Annotated in this window: 17 protein-coding genes; 5 read left to right on the forward strand and 12 right to left on the reverse strand. The window is 69.0% G+C overall.

The window, feature by feature from the left end:
- The first annotated feature begins 108 nt into the window (after positions 1-108).
- Positions 109-387, forward strand: coding sequence for a hypothetical protein (locus A5655_RS22090; protein WP_067013749.1), 279 nt, complete (start codon positions 109-111; stop codon positions 385-387).
- Here A5655_RS22090 and dnaG read toward each other — a convergent pair.
- Genes dnaG through A5655_RS22105 form a run of 3 tightly spaced genes read right to left on the reverse strand, consistent with a single transcriptional unit; the run spans position 362 to position 4,190 of the window.
- A complete protein-coding gene (gene dnaG, locus A5655_RS22095; protein WP_067013751.1) occupies positions 362-2,281 on the reverse strand; it encodes a DNA primase in 1,920 nt (639 codons plus the stop codon). The two genes, A5655_RS22090 and dnaG, sit on opposite strands and share 26 nt — an antisense overlap.
- A 27-nt stretch (positions 2,282-2,308) precedes the next feature.
- Positions 2,309-2,911 (reverse strand): superoxide dismutase family protein, encoded by a 603-nt coding sequence (locus A5655_RS22100; protein WP_082978810.1) that lies wholly within the window; start codon positions 2,909-2,911, stop codon positions 2,309-2,311.
- 10 nt (positions 2,912-2,921) lie between these two features.
- Complete coding sequence (locus A5655_RS22105) at positions 2,922-4,190, reverse strand: deoxyguanosinetriphosphate triphosphohydrolase (protein WP_067013753.1); 1,269 nt, start codon at positions 4,188-4,190, stop codon at positions 2,922-2,924.
- Between the two features lie 40 nt (positions 4,191-4,230).
- Here A5655_RS22105 and A5655_RS22110 point away from each other — a divergent pair, with 40 nt between their 5' ends.
- The gene (locus A5655_RS22110) at positions 4,231-6,234 is read left to right on the forward strand and encodes a TPM domain-containing protein (RefSeq protein ID WP_067013755.1); all 2,004 of its coding nucleotides are present in this window, start codon (positions 4,231-4,233) and stop codon (positions 6,232-6,234) included.
- Between the two features lie 66 nt (positions 6,235-6,300).
- On the opposite strand, the gene A5655_RS22115 is transcribed toward A5655_RS22110, so the two are convergent.
- The 6 genes from A5655_RS22115 to A5655_RS22140 all read right to left on the reverse strand — a co-directional run bounded on the left by A5655_RS22115 (position 6,301) and on the right by A5655_RS22140 (position 10,958).
- Positions 6,301-6,585 carry a WXG100 family type VII secretion target gene (locus tag A5655_RS22115; protein ID WP_067013757.1) on the reverse strand — a complete coding sequence of 95 codons (285 nt, stop codon included), beginning with the start codon at positions 6,583-6,585 and terminating at the stop codon, positions 6,301-6,303.
- Between the two features lie 29 nt (positions 6,586-6,614).
- A complete protein-coding gene (locus tag A5655_RS22120; protein ID WP_066914021.1) occupies positions 6,615-6,911 on the reverse strand; it encodes a WXG100 family type VII secretion target in 297 nt (98 codons plus the stop codon).
- Between the two features lie 107 nt (positions 6,912-7,018).
- Positions 7,019-7,279, reverse strand: a complete 261-nt coding sequence (locus tag A5655_RS29460) for a hypothetical protein (protein WP_067013759.1) — start codon at positions 7,277-7,279, stop codon at positions 7,019-7,021.
- Positions 7,280-7,873: 594 nt separating this feature from the next.
- Entirely contained in the window at positions 7,874-9,085 is a 1,212-nt protein-coding gene (locus A5655_RS22130) for a PPE family protein (RefSeq protein ID WP_067013848.1), read from the reverse strand.
- A gap of 228 nt (positions 9,086-9,313) precedes the next feature.
- Positions 9,314-9,550, reverse strand: a complete 237-nt coding sequence (locus A5655_RS22135; RefSeq protein ID WP_067013761.1) for a WXG100 family type VII secretion target — start codon at positions 9,548-9,550, stop codon at positions 9,314-9,316.
- A gap of 10 nt (positions 9,551-9,560) precedes the next feature.
- Positions 9,561-10,958 carry a glycine--tRNA ligase gene (locus A5655_RS22140; protein WP_197508768.1) on the reverse strand — a complete coding sequence of 466 codons (1,398 nt, stop codon included), beginning with the start codon at positions 10,956-10,958 and terminating at the stop codon, positions 9,561-9,563.
- Between the two features lie 187 nt (positions 10,959-11,145).
- Here A5655_RS22140 and A5655_RS22145 point away from each other — a divergent pair, with 187 nt between their 5' ends.
- The 3 genes from A5655_RS22145 (at position 11,146) to A5655_RS22155 (ending at position 13,128) form a co-directional block, all read left to right on the forward strand.
- Positions 11,146-11,589 (forward strand): metalloregulator ArsR/SmtB family transcription factor, encoded by a 444-nt coding sequence (locus A5655_RS22145; RefSeq protein WP_156764988.1) that lies wholly within the window; start codon positions 11,146-11,148, stop codon positions 11,587-11,589.
- Positions 11,586-11,978 carry a Fur family transcriptional regulator gene (locus A5655_RS22150; RefSeq protein ID WP_067013765.1) on the forward strand — a complete coding sequence of 131 codons (393 nt, stop codon included), beginning with the start codon at positions 11,586-11,588 and terminating at the stop codon, positions 11,976-11,978. The genes A5655_RS22145 and A5655_RS22150 overlap by 4 nt, the downstream gene beginning before the upstream one ends.
- Positions 11,979-12,123: 145 nt before the next feature.
- Positions 12,124-13,128 (forward strand): alpha/beta fold hydrolase, encoded by a 1,005-nt coding sequence (locus tag A5655_RS22155; RefSeq protein ID WP_067013767.1) that lies wholly within the window; start codon positions 12,124-12,126, stop codon positions 13,126-13,128.
- On the opposite strand, the gene A5655_RS22160 is transcribed toward A5655_RS22155, so the two are convergent.
- From A5655_RS22160 to recO, 3 genes are read right to left on the reverse strand one after another with little or no spacing between them, the layout of a single operon-like run.
- Positions 13,125-13,553, reverse strand: a complete 429-nt coding sequence (locus A5655_RS22160; protein ID WP_067013769.1) for a hypothetical protein — start codon at positions 13,551-13,553, stop codon at positions 13,125-13,127. The two genes, A5655_RS22155 and A5655_RS22160, sit on opposite strands and share 4 nt — an antisense overlap.
- A complete protein-coding gene (locus A5655_RS22165) occupies positions 13,553-14,437 on the reverse strand; it encodes a decaprenyl diphosphate synthase (protein WP_067013771.1) in 885 nt (294 codons plus the stop codon). The genes A5655_RS22160 and A5655_RS22165 overlap by 1 nt, the downstream gene beginning before the upstream one ends.
- A complete protein-coding gene (gene recO / locus A5655_RS22170) occupies positions 14,430-15,227 on the reverse strand; it encodes a DNA repair protein RecO (RefSeq protein ID WP_067013773.1) in 798 nt (265 codons plus the stop codon). Before recO ends, A5655_RS22165 begins: the two co-directional genes overlap by 8 nt.
- Positions 15,228-15,270 lie beyond the last annotated feature (43 nt).

Raw genomic sequence — 15,270 nt, forward strand, 5'->3', positions numbered from 1 at the left:
GTACTGGCACGACCGCGCCCAACTAGGCGGCAGGTGTCCTACCCGCCGCCGCGCGGCCGCCGCCGAAGGTGAGGCAGGATGGAGCCATCGATCGTCGGGAGGAACGCTTTGATCCGGTATGTCGTGGTGCTTGGACTGGGTTATGTGCTGGGCTCGAAGGCCGGACGTCGCCGATACGAGCAGCTCGTCGGCACCTATCGCGCGCTGACCAGCAGCCCCGTGGCCAAGTCCATGATCGAGGGCGGACGCCGCAAGATCGCGAACCGGATCTCGCCCGACGCCGGCTTTGTCACCCTGACCGAGATCGACGAGCAGACGGCCGTCGTGGAACGCGGCGCGGAACGACCGGCGGATCCCGCCCTCACACCGTCAGATCGTCGCCGCTAGCCTGCTCCAGCAGGCTGCGCCGATAGGCCTCCATCGCGACCAGGTCGCCGAACAGCGCGTGGTACTCGTCGCCCTGCTCGATGGGCGACATGCGCTGCAGTTTGGACTTCACCTCGGCGATCTGCCGGCCCATCCAGACCTCCTGCAGGCGCGCGAGCACCCCGCCGATGTAGCGGGGCAGCTTCTCCTCATCGACCTGGATGGCCTCCACCCCCAGCTCGCTGATCAGGCTCCCGGTCAGGGCCGACGTGGTCTGCTGGCGCACCGCCTCGAGCCACTCCGCCCCGGTGACACCGGTCGAGGTGCCGCCCGCGGACTCGATGGCCGCCCGGACGGCCGCGTAGCCGGGGTGCGTGAAGCTCTCCACGGTCAGCGTGTCGAACACCGGGCCCGCCAGGGCCGGGTACTGTAACGCCGACTTGAGGGCCTCGCGCTGGGCCCACAGGGTCGGGTCGCGCGGGTTGGGTCGCGCGGCCGCAGGTTCGGCCGGAGCCGCGGCGGCCGGCTGCTGCCCAGCGCGACGGGCGGGCTTGGCGCCGGCCCGGTCGACGGCGTCGGACCTTTTTCCCTCGCCCCGCACCCGCTCGATGACTTGCGCGACGTCGTCCCAGCCGACCCAGCCGGCGAGCTGGCGGGCATACTCGTCGCGCAGCGTGGGGTCCTTGATCTGACCGACCATAGGCACGCAGCGGCGCAGCGCGGCGACCCTGCCCTCGGCGCTGTCCAGGTCCATCTCGGCGATCGCGGTGCGAATGGCGAACTCGAACAACGGGGTTCGCCGGGCCACCAGGTCGCGCAGCGCGCCGTCGCCGGACTTCAGGCGCAGGTCGCACGGGTCCATTCCGTCCGGCGCGACGGCGACGAAGGACTGCCCGGCCAGGTTCTGCTCACCGCCGAATGCCTTCAGCGCGGCGGCGCGGCCGGCCGCGTCGCCGTCGAAGACGTAGATCAATTCCCCGCGAAAGAAGCTGTCGTCCATCATCAATCTGCGCAGCATGGCCAGGTGCTCGTCGCCGAACGCGGTGCCGCAGGAGGCGACGGCGGTGGTGACGCCGGCCAGGTGCATCGCCATCACGTCGGTGTAGCCCTCGACGACGACGGCCTGGTGCCCCTTGGCGATGTCGCGCTTGGCCAGGTCGATGCCGAACATCACCGACGACTTCTTGTACAGCTGCGTCTCGGGCGTGTTGATGTACTTGGCTTCCATCGGGTCGTCGTCGAACAGGCGTCGCGCCCCGAACCCGATCACCTCGCCGGCCGCGGTGCGGATGGGCCACAACAGCCTCCGGTGGAAGCGATCCATCGGGCCGCGGCGCCCCTCCCGCGACAGGCCGGCCGCCTCCAGCTCCTTGAACTCAAAGCCCTTGCGCTGCAGGTGTTTTGTCAGCGAGTCCCACCCCGACGGGGCGAACCCGCAGCCGAAATGACGCGCCGCCGCGGCGTCGAAGTTGCGCTCAGTCAGGTATTGGCGGGCCGGTGCCGCCTCGTCGGATTCCAGCGCCGCCGCGTAGAACTCGGCGGCGGCCGCGTTGGCCGCTACCAGCCTGCTGCGGCTGCCCCGATCGCGCTGCACGTTGGTGGCGGCGGCGCCGGTGTAGGTGATGGTGTGGCCGATCCGGTCGGCGAGCAGTTCGACCGCCTCGACGAAGCTGACGTGTTCGATCTTCTGGACGAACGCGTACACGTCGCCGCCCTCGCCGCACCCGAAGCAGTGGAAGTGGCCGTGGTTCGGGCGGACGTGGAACGACGGCGACTTCTCGTTGTGGAACGGGCACAGGCCCTTGAGCGAGTCGGCGCCAGCGCGCTTGAGCTGGACGTAGTCGCCGACGACATCTTCGATGCGGGCCCGTTCGCGGATGGCGGCGATATCGCGATCAGAGATCCGGCCGGCCATCGGCCCAGTCTAAGACGCCGGCCCGGATCAGCTTGCCGGCCCGATGACGCCGCACGCGATCCGGTCCATCGCCTGGTCGGTGTTCTGGGCGCCGTGGATCATCAACGCGGTCTTGTCACCGGCCAGCAGCTGGTCCCTGGTGAACGCGTCGCTGGTGGTGACCAGGTACGCCGAACCGTCCTGGCGCACTTCGAGCATGGTCAGGTCACCGCTCTCGGGCATCCCGGAGTGTCCGGGCGCCTGGAAATGCCCGCCGGCGGACAGGAAGTTTCCGGGCGGGCCGCCAGTCGGGGCGACCGAATTCGGCTCGCACTTGCCGACCGCGTGGATGTGCATGTCGTGGAAGCCGGGCGCGAGGATGCCGCCGGCGACCGTCTTGACGGTGACGGTGGCGTAGCCGTTGCTGAAGTCGAAGGTCGCCGTGGCGACGTCCTTGCCGTCGGCCGCCTTCAGTTGCGCAGTCAGCGATCCGGCGGCGGGCGCCGGGCCCGGCGCGGCCGACGACGAACCGGTTTGGACCGGGGGCGTGGTGCCGGTCTGGCTGGTCGCGTGCTGGGGCGAACTGCAGGCGTTCAGGGCCACGACGGGGAGCGACAGCAAGGCGGCGGCAACGGCGCTGAGTTTGGTCATGCCGGTAACGCTATCCGGTCGCCTGACGGGCGTCGATCCGCTCCAGCCGACCCTCGGTGTAGGAGGCGACCTGGTCGACGACGACCCGGAGGCGGGCGCCGTCGTCGGCCGCGGTGGTGAACGCCGCGGCGAAGACGGGGTCGAGCGATCCGGGCGCCCCGGAGTACAGCCATTGCGCCACCCGGTGGATGCGTTCGCGCTGCCGGGCCTGGGTTTCCAGGTGCCGGGGGTCCGACATGATGAACTGCAGCGCCAGGATTTTCAGCAGGGCGACCTCGGCACGCACCAGGTCGGGCACCTGCAGGTCGGCCTGGTAGCGCACCAGTGGCCCCGGGCCGGCCGCGGCACGCGTGGTCGCAATGGCGGCCGAGGCGAATCGGCCCACCAATTCACTGGTCAATTGCTTGAGAGCCACCGCCGCGGCCAGCGTGGCGTCGTACTTGCCGACGGCGGCGACCACGGGCAGGCCCGACAACCGTCGCGCGGCGGCCATGAAGTCGTCGGCGCTCACCCGGGAGAATTCGCTCTCCCCCAGCTTGGCCAGCGCGGCCGCCTCGTCGTCGTCGGCGAGCACACGTAGATCGATGCGCTGGGAGACGACGCCGTCCTCCACGTCGTGCACCGAATATGCGACGTCGTCGGCCCAGTCCATCACCTGGGCCTCCAGGCACGTCCGGTCCGGCGGCGCCCCCTGGCGAACCCACGCGGCGGCCTCGCGGTCCTCGTCGTAGAAGCCGAACTTTCTTCCCGGCCCCCGACCGCGGGTCCACGGGTATTTGGTGACCGCGTCCAGGGACGCCCGGGTCAGGTTCAGTCCCGCGCTATTGCCTTGCGCGTCAAGAATTTTGGGTTCAAGGGTGGTCAAGATCCGGAAATTCTGGGCGTTGCCCTCGAAGCCGCCGTTGTCGGCCGCGAACTCGTCGAGCGCGCGTTCCCCGTTGTGGCCGTAGGGCGGATGCCCGATGTCGTGGGCCAGACCGGCCAGTTCGACGAGGTCGAGGTCGCAGCTCAGCCCCACCGCCATCCCCCGCCCGATCTGGGCCACCTCCAGCGAGTGGGTCAACCGGGTGCGGGGGGTGTCACCCTCGCGGGGTCCGACCACCTGCGTCTTGTCGGCCAGGCGGCGCAGAGCGGCGCTGTGCAGCACCCGGGCGCGGTCCCGGGCGAAGTCGGTGCGGTGCTGACCTTCCGTGCCCGGCAGGCCCGCCGTCTTCGCCGCTTCGCGCACCCGCCGCTGACGGTCGAAGTCGTCGTAGGGGTCGTGCTGATGCGTACTCACCGCCGCACAGTCTGCCAGGGAATGCGGGCTAGATTGACTCATGCGCTCTGCTCGGCTGCTCGGCGTGATCCTGACGATCCTCACGGGTCTCGGGGCCGGGCTGCTGCTGGCACCGGCCGCCGGCGCGCACCCGCCGTTTCGGCTGCCGGATCAGGTCACCGACAACGCGAACGCGCTGCCGGATTCCGGCCGCGCCGCGGTGACGTCGGCCGTCGACAAGCTCTACGCCGATCGCCACATTCGGCTGTGGGTGGTCTACGTGGACGACTTCTCCGGGGAGAACGCGGAAAACTGGGCCAGGCGCACCCGTAGCGCCAGCGACCTGGGTGACTACGACGCGCTGCTGGCCGTCGCCACCACCGGACGGGCGTACGCCTTCTTCGTCCCCTCGGCGATCACGAGCGTCAGCGCGGGTCAGGTTGATTCGCTGCGGCGCACCAAGATCGAACCCGCGCTGCGGGACGGCGACTGGAGCGGCGCCGCGGTCGCGGCGGCGAACGGGCTCGACACGACGCCGTCGTCGTCGGGTCGCCTAGTCCTGCTGGTCGCGCTGGGCGTCGTGGCCGCCGCCGTGGTGGCCCTGCTGGTCGTGATGCGCTATCGCCGCGGGCGACGGCGCGCCGCCGAGTTGGCCGCGGCGCGACGCGTCGATCCCACCGATCCCAACGCGCTGGCCGCGGTGCCGCTGACGGCCCTCGACGACCTGTCCCGCTCGATGGTGGTGGAGGTCGACAACGCGGTGCGCACCAGCGCCAACGAGTTGACACTGGCGATCGACGAGTTCGGCGAGCAGCGGACCCAACCCTTCATCCACGCGGTGAGCAACGCCAAAGCCGCTCTGTCGCAAGCCTTTACCATGCGCCAGCAGCTGGACGACAGCACGCCCGAGACACCCGCGCAGCGCCGGGAGATGCTGACACGGGTGATCGTCTCGGCGGCGCGCGCCAACCGCGAACTCGAATCACAACGGGAGGCGTTCGAACAGCTGCGGGTTTTGGTGGTCAACGCGCCGTCGCGGTTGGACGCCCTGACCCAGCAATATGTCGACCTCACGGCCCGCATCGCCCCCGCCGAGCAGCGGCTGGCCGAGCTGCGCAAGGAATTCGACGCCGCGGCGCTGACTTCGGTGTCCGGCAACATCGCGAGCACCAAGGGGAGGCTGGCGTTCGCGGACCGCAACATCGACTCCGCCCGCGATCTGGCCGGCGTCCAGGGCGGACAGCAGGCCGCGTTGGTCGACGCGATCCATGCCGCCGAGGCCGCACTCGGACAGGCCCGCGCGCTGCTGGATGCGATCGACAACGCGGCAACCGACATCAGGCACGCCGTCGCCGCCTTGCCCGCGGTCATCGGCGAGATCCAAGCGGGCATCAAGCGCGCCGACGAACAGCTGCAGAAGGCGCGCGGCACCTCGGCGGGCCGCGCCGCCGACCTCACCGCCGCGCGCGACGAGGCGGCCGCGGCCATCATGGGCGCCCGCGGCGGTGGCGCCGCGGATCCCCTCGGCACGTTCGCCCGGATGACGAAGGCCGACGCCGCCCTCGATCGGGCCCTGGCCGCCGTCGCCCAGGAGCAGGCGACCGCCGAGCGGCTCGAGCGTTCCTTCGAGCAGGCCGCGTTCACGGCCCAGGCGCGGGTGCGCGGCGTCTCCGAGTACATCGACACCCGTCGGGGCAGCATCGGAGCCGAGGCCCGGACCCGGCTCGCCGAGGCCAAACGACACCTGCGGGCCGCCCAGGACAAGCGGTCGACCAACCCGTCCGAGGCGATTGCCCACGCCAACGCGGCGTCGACGCTGGCCGCCACCGCCCAGGCGCTCGCGAACGCGGACGTGCAGCAGGCCCAACGCTTCTATGCCCGCCGCGGCAGCAGCGACACCGGCGCCATGATCGGCGGGATCATCATCGGCGACCTGCTCAGCGCGGGCATGCGGGGCGGGTTCGGCGGGTGGAGCCCCGCCTCCTTCGGCGGCGGTCCGAGCGCCTCGGGCTCGTGGGGTGGCTCCTCCGGCGGCGGCCTCATGGGTGGCGGCGGGCGGTTCTGAGACCCGGCGGACAAAGAACGGGGCCGCACACCGATCGGTGTGCGGCCCCGCCTTGAAACGTTGCGATCAGGCCCAGCTGGACCCGACGGCGCTGTCCGTGCTGGACATGTTGCTGCCCGCCGACTGCACCTTCTGGCCGTGAGCGTTGGCCTGCTCGTAGATCACCTGGAAGTTGCGACCCAACTGGGTGATGAACTCCTGGCAGGCCACCGAACCGGCGCCACCCCAGAAGTCACCAGCGGCCAGCACATCACGAACGATGGCCTGGTGCTCGGCTTCCAACGACGCGGCCTGGGCGCGAATCGTCGCACCATGGGCATCCACATCGCCAAACTGGTAATTGATGGTCATGTTTTCCTCCTGAAATAAAAGTGTGGGGGCTAGCTGCCGAGGATTTGCTGCGAGGCCTGCTCTTGCTGCTCGTAGTTGTTCGCGTCGCGGATCAGCCCGTCACGCACACCGTGCAGCATGTTCACGATGTTGCGGAACGCCTGATTCATCTGACCCATGGTGTCGTAGGACGTCGCCTGCGCCTGGCCACTCCAGCCCGCACCGGCGATGTTCATCGACGACGCCCACATCTTGCGGGCCTCATCCTCAACGGTCTGCGCGTGGACCTCAAACCGGCCCGCCATCGCCCGCATCTCATGCGGGTCAGTCATAAAGCGTGTTGCCATGTTGCCTTTTCTCCTTCTGGATGAATTTCTTGCCTTGTGATACAGGTTGACCGTCGTAACTGGCTGTTACGCGGCATTGAAGCCGATGGCGGGATACTCCCTCTCTCTCAGCCGGCTGCTGGAGAAGTCGGTATCACGCCGGTAGTCCGCGGCAAGTCGAAGCGAGGTTCCGCCTCGCCCTGCCACTCGCTCCATTCGGCCCATTCGTTCCACTCGTCCATGCCCTCTGCCGCGGCCTCGGGGTTCAGCCCGTCGGTCGCGTTATTGCCGGCATCGGCGCCCTCTTCCGGCTCCGGTGCCCAATGGTCGTAATCATCCGGCGGCACGGCTACACCCCACTTGAGGGGAACCGATAGGCCGCCGAGCATGCCGGACTCACCACGCTTCGCCGCTACTGCATCGTCCGGCAGCGGCGAACCAAGAGGCAATAGCACGCTGCCCCCTTCCTCAGCCGTCTCCGTACTTTTCTCACCCGGTGGTGAGAAATCCATCACCGAGTACTTCGCATCGTAAGTCAATCCGAAGCACAATGCCCGAGTTTGATGGATTTCGCCCGTTTTAGAACAAGTGCGCGAACATCGGTGCGCCGGCGGCCGGATCCAGACCGGAGCGGGCGCCGGCATCGCACCCCGCCGGCCGCCCCGGAAGTCGTTGCCACGCAACATTTTCCGTGACGGACAGCGTTGCCGGCGGGCCGCCCGGGGCGCACCGGCTCGCACCCGGGCGGTTTCCGGCGTGGAATTCGTTTGCGGGTATGGCACCCGGCAAGGGATTGACGGCCTTACGGTGGGCCCCAAAACGCGTTGGGAACGCATTGCGGCGGGTTTAGGCGTGCCACCTCGGGAAAAAATCGGTCGACCGCCGGTAAACATGCCGAAGGCGCGGGCGACACCCTTTCCCCCCGGGTGTCGCCCGCGCCCTTGGTGGCTGATTAGGACCAGCTAGACGCCGATTCCGGTGGCCTATCCGACGCCGGTTCGGGGTACCACGCTGGGCCGCGACTGGATCACGTGCGTCGGGCTGGCCCCACCGCGGCCCATCATGCCGCCGGGCATGCCCCCGGCACCCATGCCGCCGCCCATCGGCATCGGCATCATCGGCATGCCGCCGCCCATCGGCGCGCCCGCCGCCGCGGCCGCCGCGCCGGGCATCTCGCTGCCCAGGCCTGACATCGCTGCGCTGACCATCCGCGCCGGGGCCGACCCCTGCCAGTTCGGGGGCACCGACATCGCCCCGACCAGCCGCGCCTTGCCGAGACCCGCCTCGGCGCCACCCAGGCCGCCGATCCCGCCGAGGCCCTTGCCCATGCCCGCGGGAGCGGCGCTGCTGACAAACTTCGCCGGGTCGACGGCCGCACCCGTCGCGCCCGCCAGCGCGGCCGCGTTCGAGCCGCCCATTCCCGCCTGGGCCGCCATCATGATCGGCGACATCATCATGCTGACCGGCATCATGCCGACCTGCGCGACCGTCGACAGCGACGAAATCGGCGCCGCGGAGGCCAGCGACGACGCGGTACTCACCGCCGACGAGACCGTTGACACCGCCGACGAAGCCCCAATCGCGCTCCCCACCGCACCCCCCAGGCCGGCGACCTGCGACGCCACGCCGGTGAGCGGTGCGCTCAGCAGCCCCGTCAGGCCCGACAGGTTCACCGGGGGCAGGCTGAACGACGGCAACGCCGCGGCCACGCCCATCGCCCCGCCGTGGTAGCCCACCATGGCGGCCACGTCCTGGGCCCACATCTCCATGTACTCGAACTCGGTCATGAAGATCGCCGGGGTGTTCTGCCCCAGGATGTTCGTTGCGATCAGCGCCATCAGCTGGACACGGTTCGCGGTGACGGCCGGCGTGGGCACCGTCGCCGCCAGCGCGGACTCAAACGCCGTCGCCGCGGTCCGGGCCTGAAGGGCCGCGGTCTCCGCTTGCCCGGCGGCCGCGCTCAGCCAACCCACGTAGGGCGTCGCCGCCGCCGCCATCGACACCGAGGCCGGACCGGCCCACGGCCCGTCGGTCAGCCCGCTGATGACGTTTTGGAACGACGACGCCGCGCCTGCCAAGTCCGTGGCCAGCGAGTCCCAGGCCGATGCCGCCATGAACAGGGGCCCCGACCCCGCGCCGGCGAACATCAGCGCCGAGTTGATCTCCGGGGGAAAGAACGTGAAAGCAGGAACCATCAAAACCCCCACCCATCCGGCCGTACTGACGGCACAGTCCAACGATCAACACACACCATGAGCCGATACTAAGGCCATCGGCCATGAAAAATCCGGGGTTTTACCAAACCCTCAAGGCCGTCGTGGTGCCGAATTCGCCTCGGCGACCCGTCTGCGTAACCGCCGGCGCGATGGGACGCCTCGGGCGCGGGTAACGCGCGATGTGTTACCCGCGCCCTTGGAGGCCGATCAGGCCCAGCTGGACCCGACGGCGCTGTCCGTGCTGGACATGTTGCTGCCCGCCGTCTGCACCTTCTGGCCGTGAGCGTTGGCCTGCTCGTAGATCACCTGGAAGTTGCGACCCAACTGGGTGATGAACTCCTGGCAGGCCACCGAACCGGCGCCACCCCAGAAGTCACCAGCGGCCAGCACATCACGAACGATGGCCTGGTGCTCGGCTTCCAACGAGGCCGCCTGAGCGAGAATGGTCGGGCGCCTAGCAACCCTTGAGGCGCGCCGCCAGGTAGTCGGCGACCGCGCCCATCGCGACGCGGTCCTGCGTCATCTTGTCGCGCTCGCGCACGGTGACGGCGTCGTCGGAGAGCGAGTCGAAATCCACCGTCACGCAGAACGGCGTACCGACCTCGTCCTGGCGCCGGTAGCGGCGTCCGATGGCGCCGGCGTCGTCGAAATCGATGTTCCAGCTCTTGCGCAATTCGGCGGCGAGGTCGCGGGCCTTGGGGCTCAGGTCGGCGTGCCGCGACAGCGGCAGCACCGCGGCCTTGACCGGCGCCAGGCGCGGGTCGAGCCGAAGCACCGTGCGTTTGTCCATGCCGCCCTTGGCGTTGGGGGCCTCGTCCTCGGTGTAGGAGTCGATCAAAAACGCCATGAACGACCGTGTCAGGCCGGCCGCCGGTTCGATGACGTACGGCGTGTATCGGGTGTCCGCGACCTGGTCGTAGAACGACAGGTCGACGCCGGAATGCTTTGCGTGCGTTGACAAGTCGAAATCGGTTCGGTTCGCCACACCTTCCAGCTCACCCCACGGGTTGCCGGCGAAACCGAACTTGTACTCGATGTCGACGGTGCGGTCCGAGTAGTGCGACAACTTCTCCTTGGGGTGCTCGTACAGCCGCAGGTTCTCCGGGTCGATGCCCAGGTCCACATACCAGTCCCGCCGCGTGTCGATCCAATACTGATGCCATTCCCTGGCGGTCGACGGCTCGACGAAGAACTCCATCTCCATCTGTTCGAACTCACGGGTCCGGAAGATGAAGTTGCCGGGCGTGATCTCGTTGCGGAAGCTCTTGCCGATCTGCCCGATGCCGAACGGCGGCTTGCGGCGGGCCGTCGTCACCACGTTGGCGAAGTTGACGAAGATGCCCTGCGCGGTCTCGGGCCGCAGATAGTGCAGCCCCTCCTCGGTCTCGATGGGCCCGAGATAGGTCTTGAGCATCATGTTGAACTCGCGGGGCTCGGTCCATTGGCCCTTGGTGCCGCAGTCCGGGCAGACGATCTCGGTCATCGGCACCGAATCGGGGTCGTCGATCCCCTTCTTCGCCGCGTAGGCCTCCTGCATGTGGTCCTGGCGGTGCCGGTGGTGGCAGTTCAGGCACTCGACCAGCGGGTCGTGGAAGACCTCGACGTGGCCGGAGGCCACCCACACCTGGCGCGGAAGGATGATCGACGAGTCGATCCCGACCACGTCATCGCGCCCGGTGACCACAGCGCGCCACCACTGGCGCTTGATGTTCTCCTTGAGCTCCACGCCCAGCGGCCCGTAATCCCACGCCGACTTAGTGCCGCCGTAGATCTCGCCCGAGGGAAAGACGAAGCCCCGCCGTTTGGCCAGGTTGACTACGGTGTCGATGACGGACGCCACGGGGCAGTGCACTCCCTTTCGAAGATCCGGGCAGACGGGTGGGCGGCGAAGGCCGCCCGCAAAACATCAGCCATGGTATCGACCGCCGCCTCGGTCTTTGACATGCGTCATCATGCATGTGACAGTGGAAAGCGGCCGACCATGACGCCGTCGCGGCCCTTCCACAACAACCGGCACTTCTCGAGGTGATGACTCTCGGATGGCGATGTCCCCCTCGGTGCCCGTTTCCGAGCCCTCCTCGATGCCGACCGCCGCGGCCGACGAGCCGCGCTCCGACCTGGGCGCGGTGCCCCACCAGCACGGCGACGCGGGCCCCGGCGAGCACGCGAGGTTTCCCGAATACCCGGTGCCGCCGTCGCGGGAGATTCTCGACGCCGCCGGCGAGCTCCTGCGCGCGCTGGCCGCACCGGTGCGGATCGCCATCGTGCTGCAGCTGCGCGAGTCGCAGCGCTGCGTGCACGAACTGGTCGACGCCCTCGGCGTGCCGCAGCCGCTGGTCAGCCAGCATCTGAAGATCCTCAAGGCGGCCGGCGTGGTCGCCGGGGAGCGATCCGGCCGCGAGGTGCTCTACCGGCTGGCCGACCACCACCTGGCGCACATCGTCGTCGACGCGGTCGCCCACGCGAGTGAGGACGCGCTGTGACCGGCACGAGCGTCCGTTCCACCCGGCAGCGGGCGGCGATTTCCACGCTGCTGGAGACGCTCGACGAATTCCGTTCCGCCCAGGAGCTGCACGACGAGCTACGCCGGCGCGGCGAGAACATCGGTTTGACCACCGTGTATCGCACCCTGCAGTCGATGGCCACGGCGGGCATGGTCGACACGCTGCGCACCGACACCGGCGAGTCGGTCTACCGCAGGTGCTCGGAGCACCATCACCACCATTTGGTGTGCCGCGGCTGTGGCTCCACGATCGAGGTGGGCGACCACGAGGTCGAGGAATGGGCGGCGCAAGTGGCCGCCAAGTACGGCTATTCCGACGTCAGCCACACCATCGAGATCTTCGGAACGTGCTCGGAATGCGGATCCTAGGCTGAACCGCGCCGGCGCCGGCCTCGTGTTTTTTTCTGACCGGAAAAGTTCTGAAAAAAGTGTCCGATACGCGACCGTCGCGTGCTCCTACCCATGAGTGGCCCACGGGCCGAGGCAACCAGAACTCAAGGGAAGCGAGAACACGATGCGGAAGCAACCAGCCCCCCACCTGCGGCCGGTACGCGACGTCGAGTCCCCGTCACTGCAGTTTCGCACCATCCACGGCTACCGCCGCGCCTTCCGCATCGCCGGCTCCGGGCCGGCCCTGCTGCTGATCCACGGCGTCGGCGACAAGTCCGAGTCCTGGGGGCCGGTGCACGCCAAGCTCGCGCAGCGGTTCACCGTCATCGCGCCGGACCTGCTGGGCCACGGCGAATCCGACAAGCCGCGCGCCGACTACTCGCTGCCCGCCTTCGCCAACGGGATGCGCGACCTGCTCGCCGTGCTGGGAATCGAGCGGGTCACCCTCGTCGGGCACTCGTTCGGCGGCGGCGTGGCGATGCAGTTCGCCTACCAATACCCGCATCTGGTCGAGCGCCTCGTGTTGGTCAGCGCCGGGGGCGTCGAGTCGGACGTGAGCTTCGCGCTGCGACTGGCGGCGATGCCGATGGGCAGCGAGGCGCTGTCCATGGTGCGCGTGCCGGGCGCGCTGCCCGCGATGCGAGTCTTCGGCCGCGCCGTTCAGGCCCTGCTGGGTTCCACCAAGTTTGGCCGCGACGCCGTCGACACCGTGCGCCTGCTCGAGGGGTTTCGCGATCCCGCCGCCTTGTCGGCGTTCGCGCGCACGTTGCGGTCGGTGGTGGACGGGCGCGGCCAATACGTCACCATGCTCGATCGCAGCTACTTGGTGGACTCCGTTCCCGTGCAAATCATTTGGGGCGAAGACGACCTCGTTATCCCGGTGAGCCACGCCCGGACGGCCCACGCCGCGATGGCCGGGTCGCACCTCGAGATCTTCGAGAAGTCCGGGCACGTGCCGCATCACGACCACCCGGATCGCTTCGTCGAGGTCGTCGAACGATTCATGGACTCGACCCTGCCGGCCGATCACGACCCGAACCTCATGCACTCCCTGCTGCGGACCGGCGCCCGCCTGGACCTCGCCGCCGGCTCGCCGGCCCTCGCGCCCGCCGAATCCGCCGTGTCCTAGCCCGTCACGGACCGCCGGATCTCGGCGCCCGTGTCCAGCACCAGCAGGATCAGGGTGCGCAGGGCGTCATCGGTCAGCCCGCCGCCGGGAAAGTTGTAGCGCAGCATCACGTCACCGGTCTTGGCCGCGCCCCTGCCCGAGTTGCGCTGCACCGCCTTCTCGTTGGCCTTCTCGACCAGGGTGACGCTGCCGAAGTTGCTGTCGCGCGCCTGCTTGGCTATCTGGTCGCCGACCTTCTTGGTCAGCGGCAGGTCCCAGGCCAAGATCTGCGTGAGCGAGACCAGGTCAAGGCCCTCGGCGATGTTCACCACCCGCAACGACGCCAGGGTGCCGTTGTGGCGCAACGTGAGTGCGCCGTCGGGTTCCTCGTCGACGGGAAGGACGTCGCGCAGTATCGACGCCAGACGTTCCTGCAGTGACGGCACTAGGCGCTCCCGAATCTTCTATTGCGCTCGGCGTATTCCTCGCAGGCCGCCCACAGGTCGCGGCGGTCGTAGTCGGGCCACAGCTTGTCCTGAAAGATGTACTCGGCGTACGCCGCCTGCCACAGCATGAAGTTGCTGGACCGCTGCTCCCCCGACGTCCGCAGGAAAAGGTCGACGTCGGGGATGTCGGGCCGTTGCAGGTGGCGCGAGATCGTCGCCTCGGTGATGCGTTCGGGGTTGAGCCGGCCGGCCTGGGCCAGGCGTGCGATATCCTTTGCGGCATCGGCGATTTCGGCCCGGCCGCCGTAGTTTACGCAGTAATTCACCGTGATGACGTCGTTGCCCAGCGTCATCGCCTCGGCGACCGCCAGCTCGTTGATGACGCTGCGCCACAGGCGGGGCCGCGAACCCACCCAGCGGATGCGGACCCCGATCGTGTTGAGGTTGACGCGGCGCATGCGCACCACGTCGCGGTTGAACCCCATCAGGAAGCGGACCTCCTCGGGGGACCGCTTCCAGTTCTCGGTGGAAAAGGCGTACAGGCTGAGCCATTTGATCCCGATTTCGATTGCGCCGCAGACGATGTCAATCACCACCGCCTCGCCCGCCCGGTGGCCGTCGGTGCGGCTCAGCCCGCGCTGGGTGGCCCAGCGACCGTTGCCGTCCATCACGATCGCGACGTGATTGGGCAGCCGGTCGGCCGGGATCCGCGGCGCGGCCGCCTTCGAAATGTGCTGCGGCGGCCGGCGCGGACCACCGTCGGCGGACGGCGGCAGCTCCGGGAAGACGACCGGCCAGGTCGAGGTGTCGGGAAAGACCGGGTAATCGTCGGGTGCGGGGGGCAGTTGCGGGAAGTCGGTCGACTTCGGCTTGCGCTCAGCCACAGGCCGTATCCTGCCCGATCGGCGCTGCGCGCCGTTCGGCGATCGTGCGGTCGGCGTGATACGCCCGCTCCACCAGCGGCAACGTTTTGAGCTGGCGTTCCAGATGCCACTGCAGGTGGGCGGCCACCAATCCGCTGACGTGGCTGCGGTGCGATTGCGGCGACGCTTCGGCGGCCTCCCAATCGCCGTCGTGCAACGCGGCCATCAGATCCAGCACACCCGGCGGCGGGGTGGTCGAACCGGCCGGGCGGCAATGTGGGCAGACGCTGCCCCCGGCGGCGATATGAAACGCCCGGTGCGGACCGGGCGTGGCGCACCGGGCGCACTCGGTGAGCGCCGGCGCCCATCCGGCGATGCCCATGGCGCGCAGCAGATAGGCGTCCAGCAGCAGGTCGCGGGGCCGGCGGCCGTCGGCGACCGCGCGCAGCGCGCTCACCGTGAGCCGGTGCAGCGCCGGGGCCGGGGCCCGCTCCTCACCGGCGAGGCGTTCGGCGGTTTCCAGCATCGCGCACCCGCAGGTGTACCGGCCGTAGTCGCTGACGATGTCGGTGGCGAACGCATCGATGGCGACGACCTGGGTGACGATGTCCAGGTTGCGTCCGGGGTGCAGTTGCGCGTCGATATGAGCAAACGGCTCAAGTCGCGCTCCGAATTTGCTGCGGGTGCGGCGAACGCCCTTGGCCACCGCGCGGACCAGCCCGTGATCGCGGGTCAGCAGGGTGACGATCCGGTCGGCTTCGCCGAGCTTGTGCTGGCGCAGCACAACAGCCCGGTCTCGATATAGCCGCATCACAATAGTTTTGCACCCCGCCGCGACAATGCGGGTATCCGCG

This window comes from Mycobacterium sp. 1081908.1, from assembly GCF_001673535.1.
Taxonomy (GTDB): Bacteria; Actinomycetota; Actinomycetes; order Mycobacteriales; family Mycobacteriaceae; genus Mycobacterium.

Excerpts from the sequence above, each read along its gene's own strand:
- A5655_RS22120 (WP_066914021.1), bottom strand. The coding sequence starts at position 6,911 with ATGGCAACACGCTTTATGACTGACCCGCATGAGATGCGGGCGATGGCG.
- dnaG (WP_067013751.1), bottom strand. The coding sequence starts at position 2,281 with ATGGCCGGCCGGATCTCTGATCGCGATATCGCCGCCATCCGCGAACGG.
- A5655_RS29460 (WP_067013759.1), bottom strand. The coding sequence starts at position 7,279 with ATGCTCGGCGGCCTATCGGTTCCCCTCAAGTGGGGTGTAGCCGTGCCG.
- A5655_RS22115 (WP_067013757.1), bottom strand. The coding sequence starts at position 6,585 with ATGACCATCAATTACCAGTTTGGCGATGTGGATGCCCATGGTGCGACG.
- A5655_RS22145 (WP_156764988.1), top strand. The coding sequence starts at position 11,146 with ATGGCGATGTCCCCCTCGGTGCCCGTTTCCGAGCCCTCCTCGATGCCG.
- A5655_RS22130 (WP_067013848.1), bottom strand. The coding sequence starts at position 9,085 with ATGGTTCCTGCTTTCACGTTCTTTCCCCCGGAGATCAACTCGGCGCTG.
- A5655_RS22110 (WP_067013755.1), top strand. The coding sequence starts at position 4,231 with ATGCGCTCTGCTCGGCTGCTCGGCGTGATCCTGACGATCCTCACGGGT.
- recO (WP_067013773.1), bottom strand. The coding sequence starts at position 15,227 with ATGCGGCTATATCGAGACCGGGCTGTTGTGCTGCGCCAGCACAAGCTC.
- A5655_RS22100 (WP_082978810.1), bottom strand. The coding sequence starts at position 2,911 with ATGACCAAACTCAGCGCCGTTGCCGCCGCCTTGCTGTCGCTCCCCGTC.
- A5655_RS22155 (WP_067013767.1), top strand. The coding sequence starts at position 12,124 with ATGCGGAAGCAACCAGCCCCCCACCTGCGGCCGGTACGCGACGTCGAG.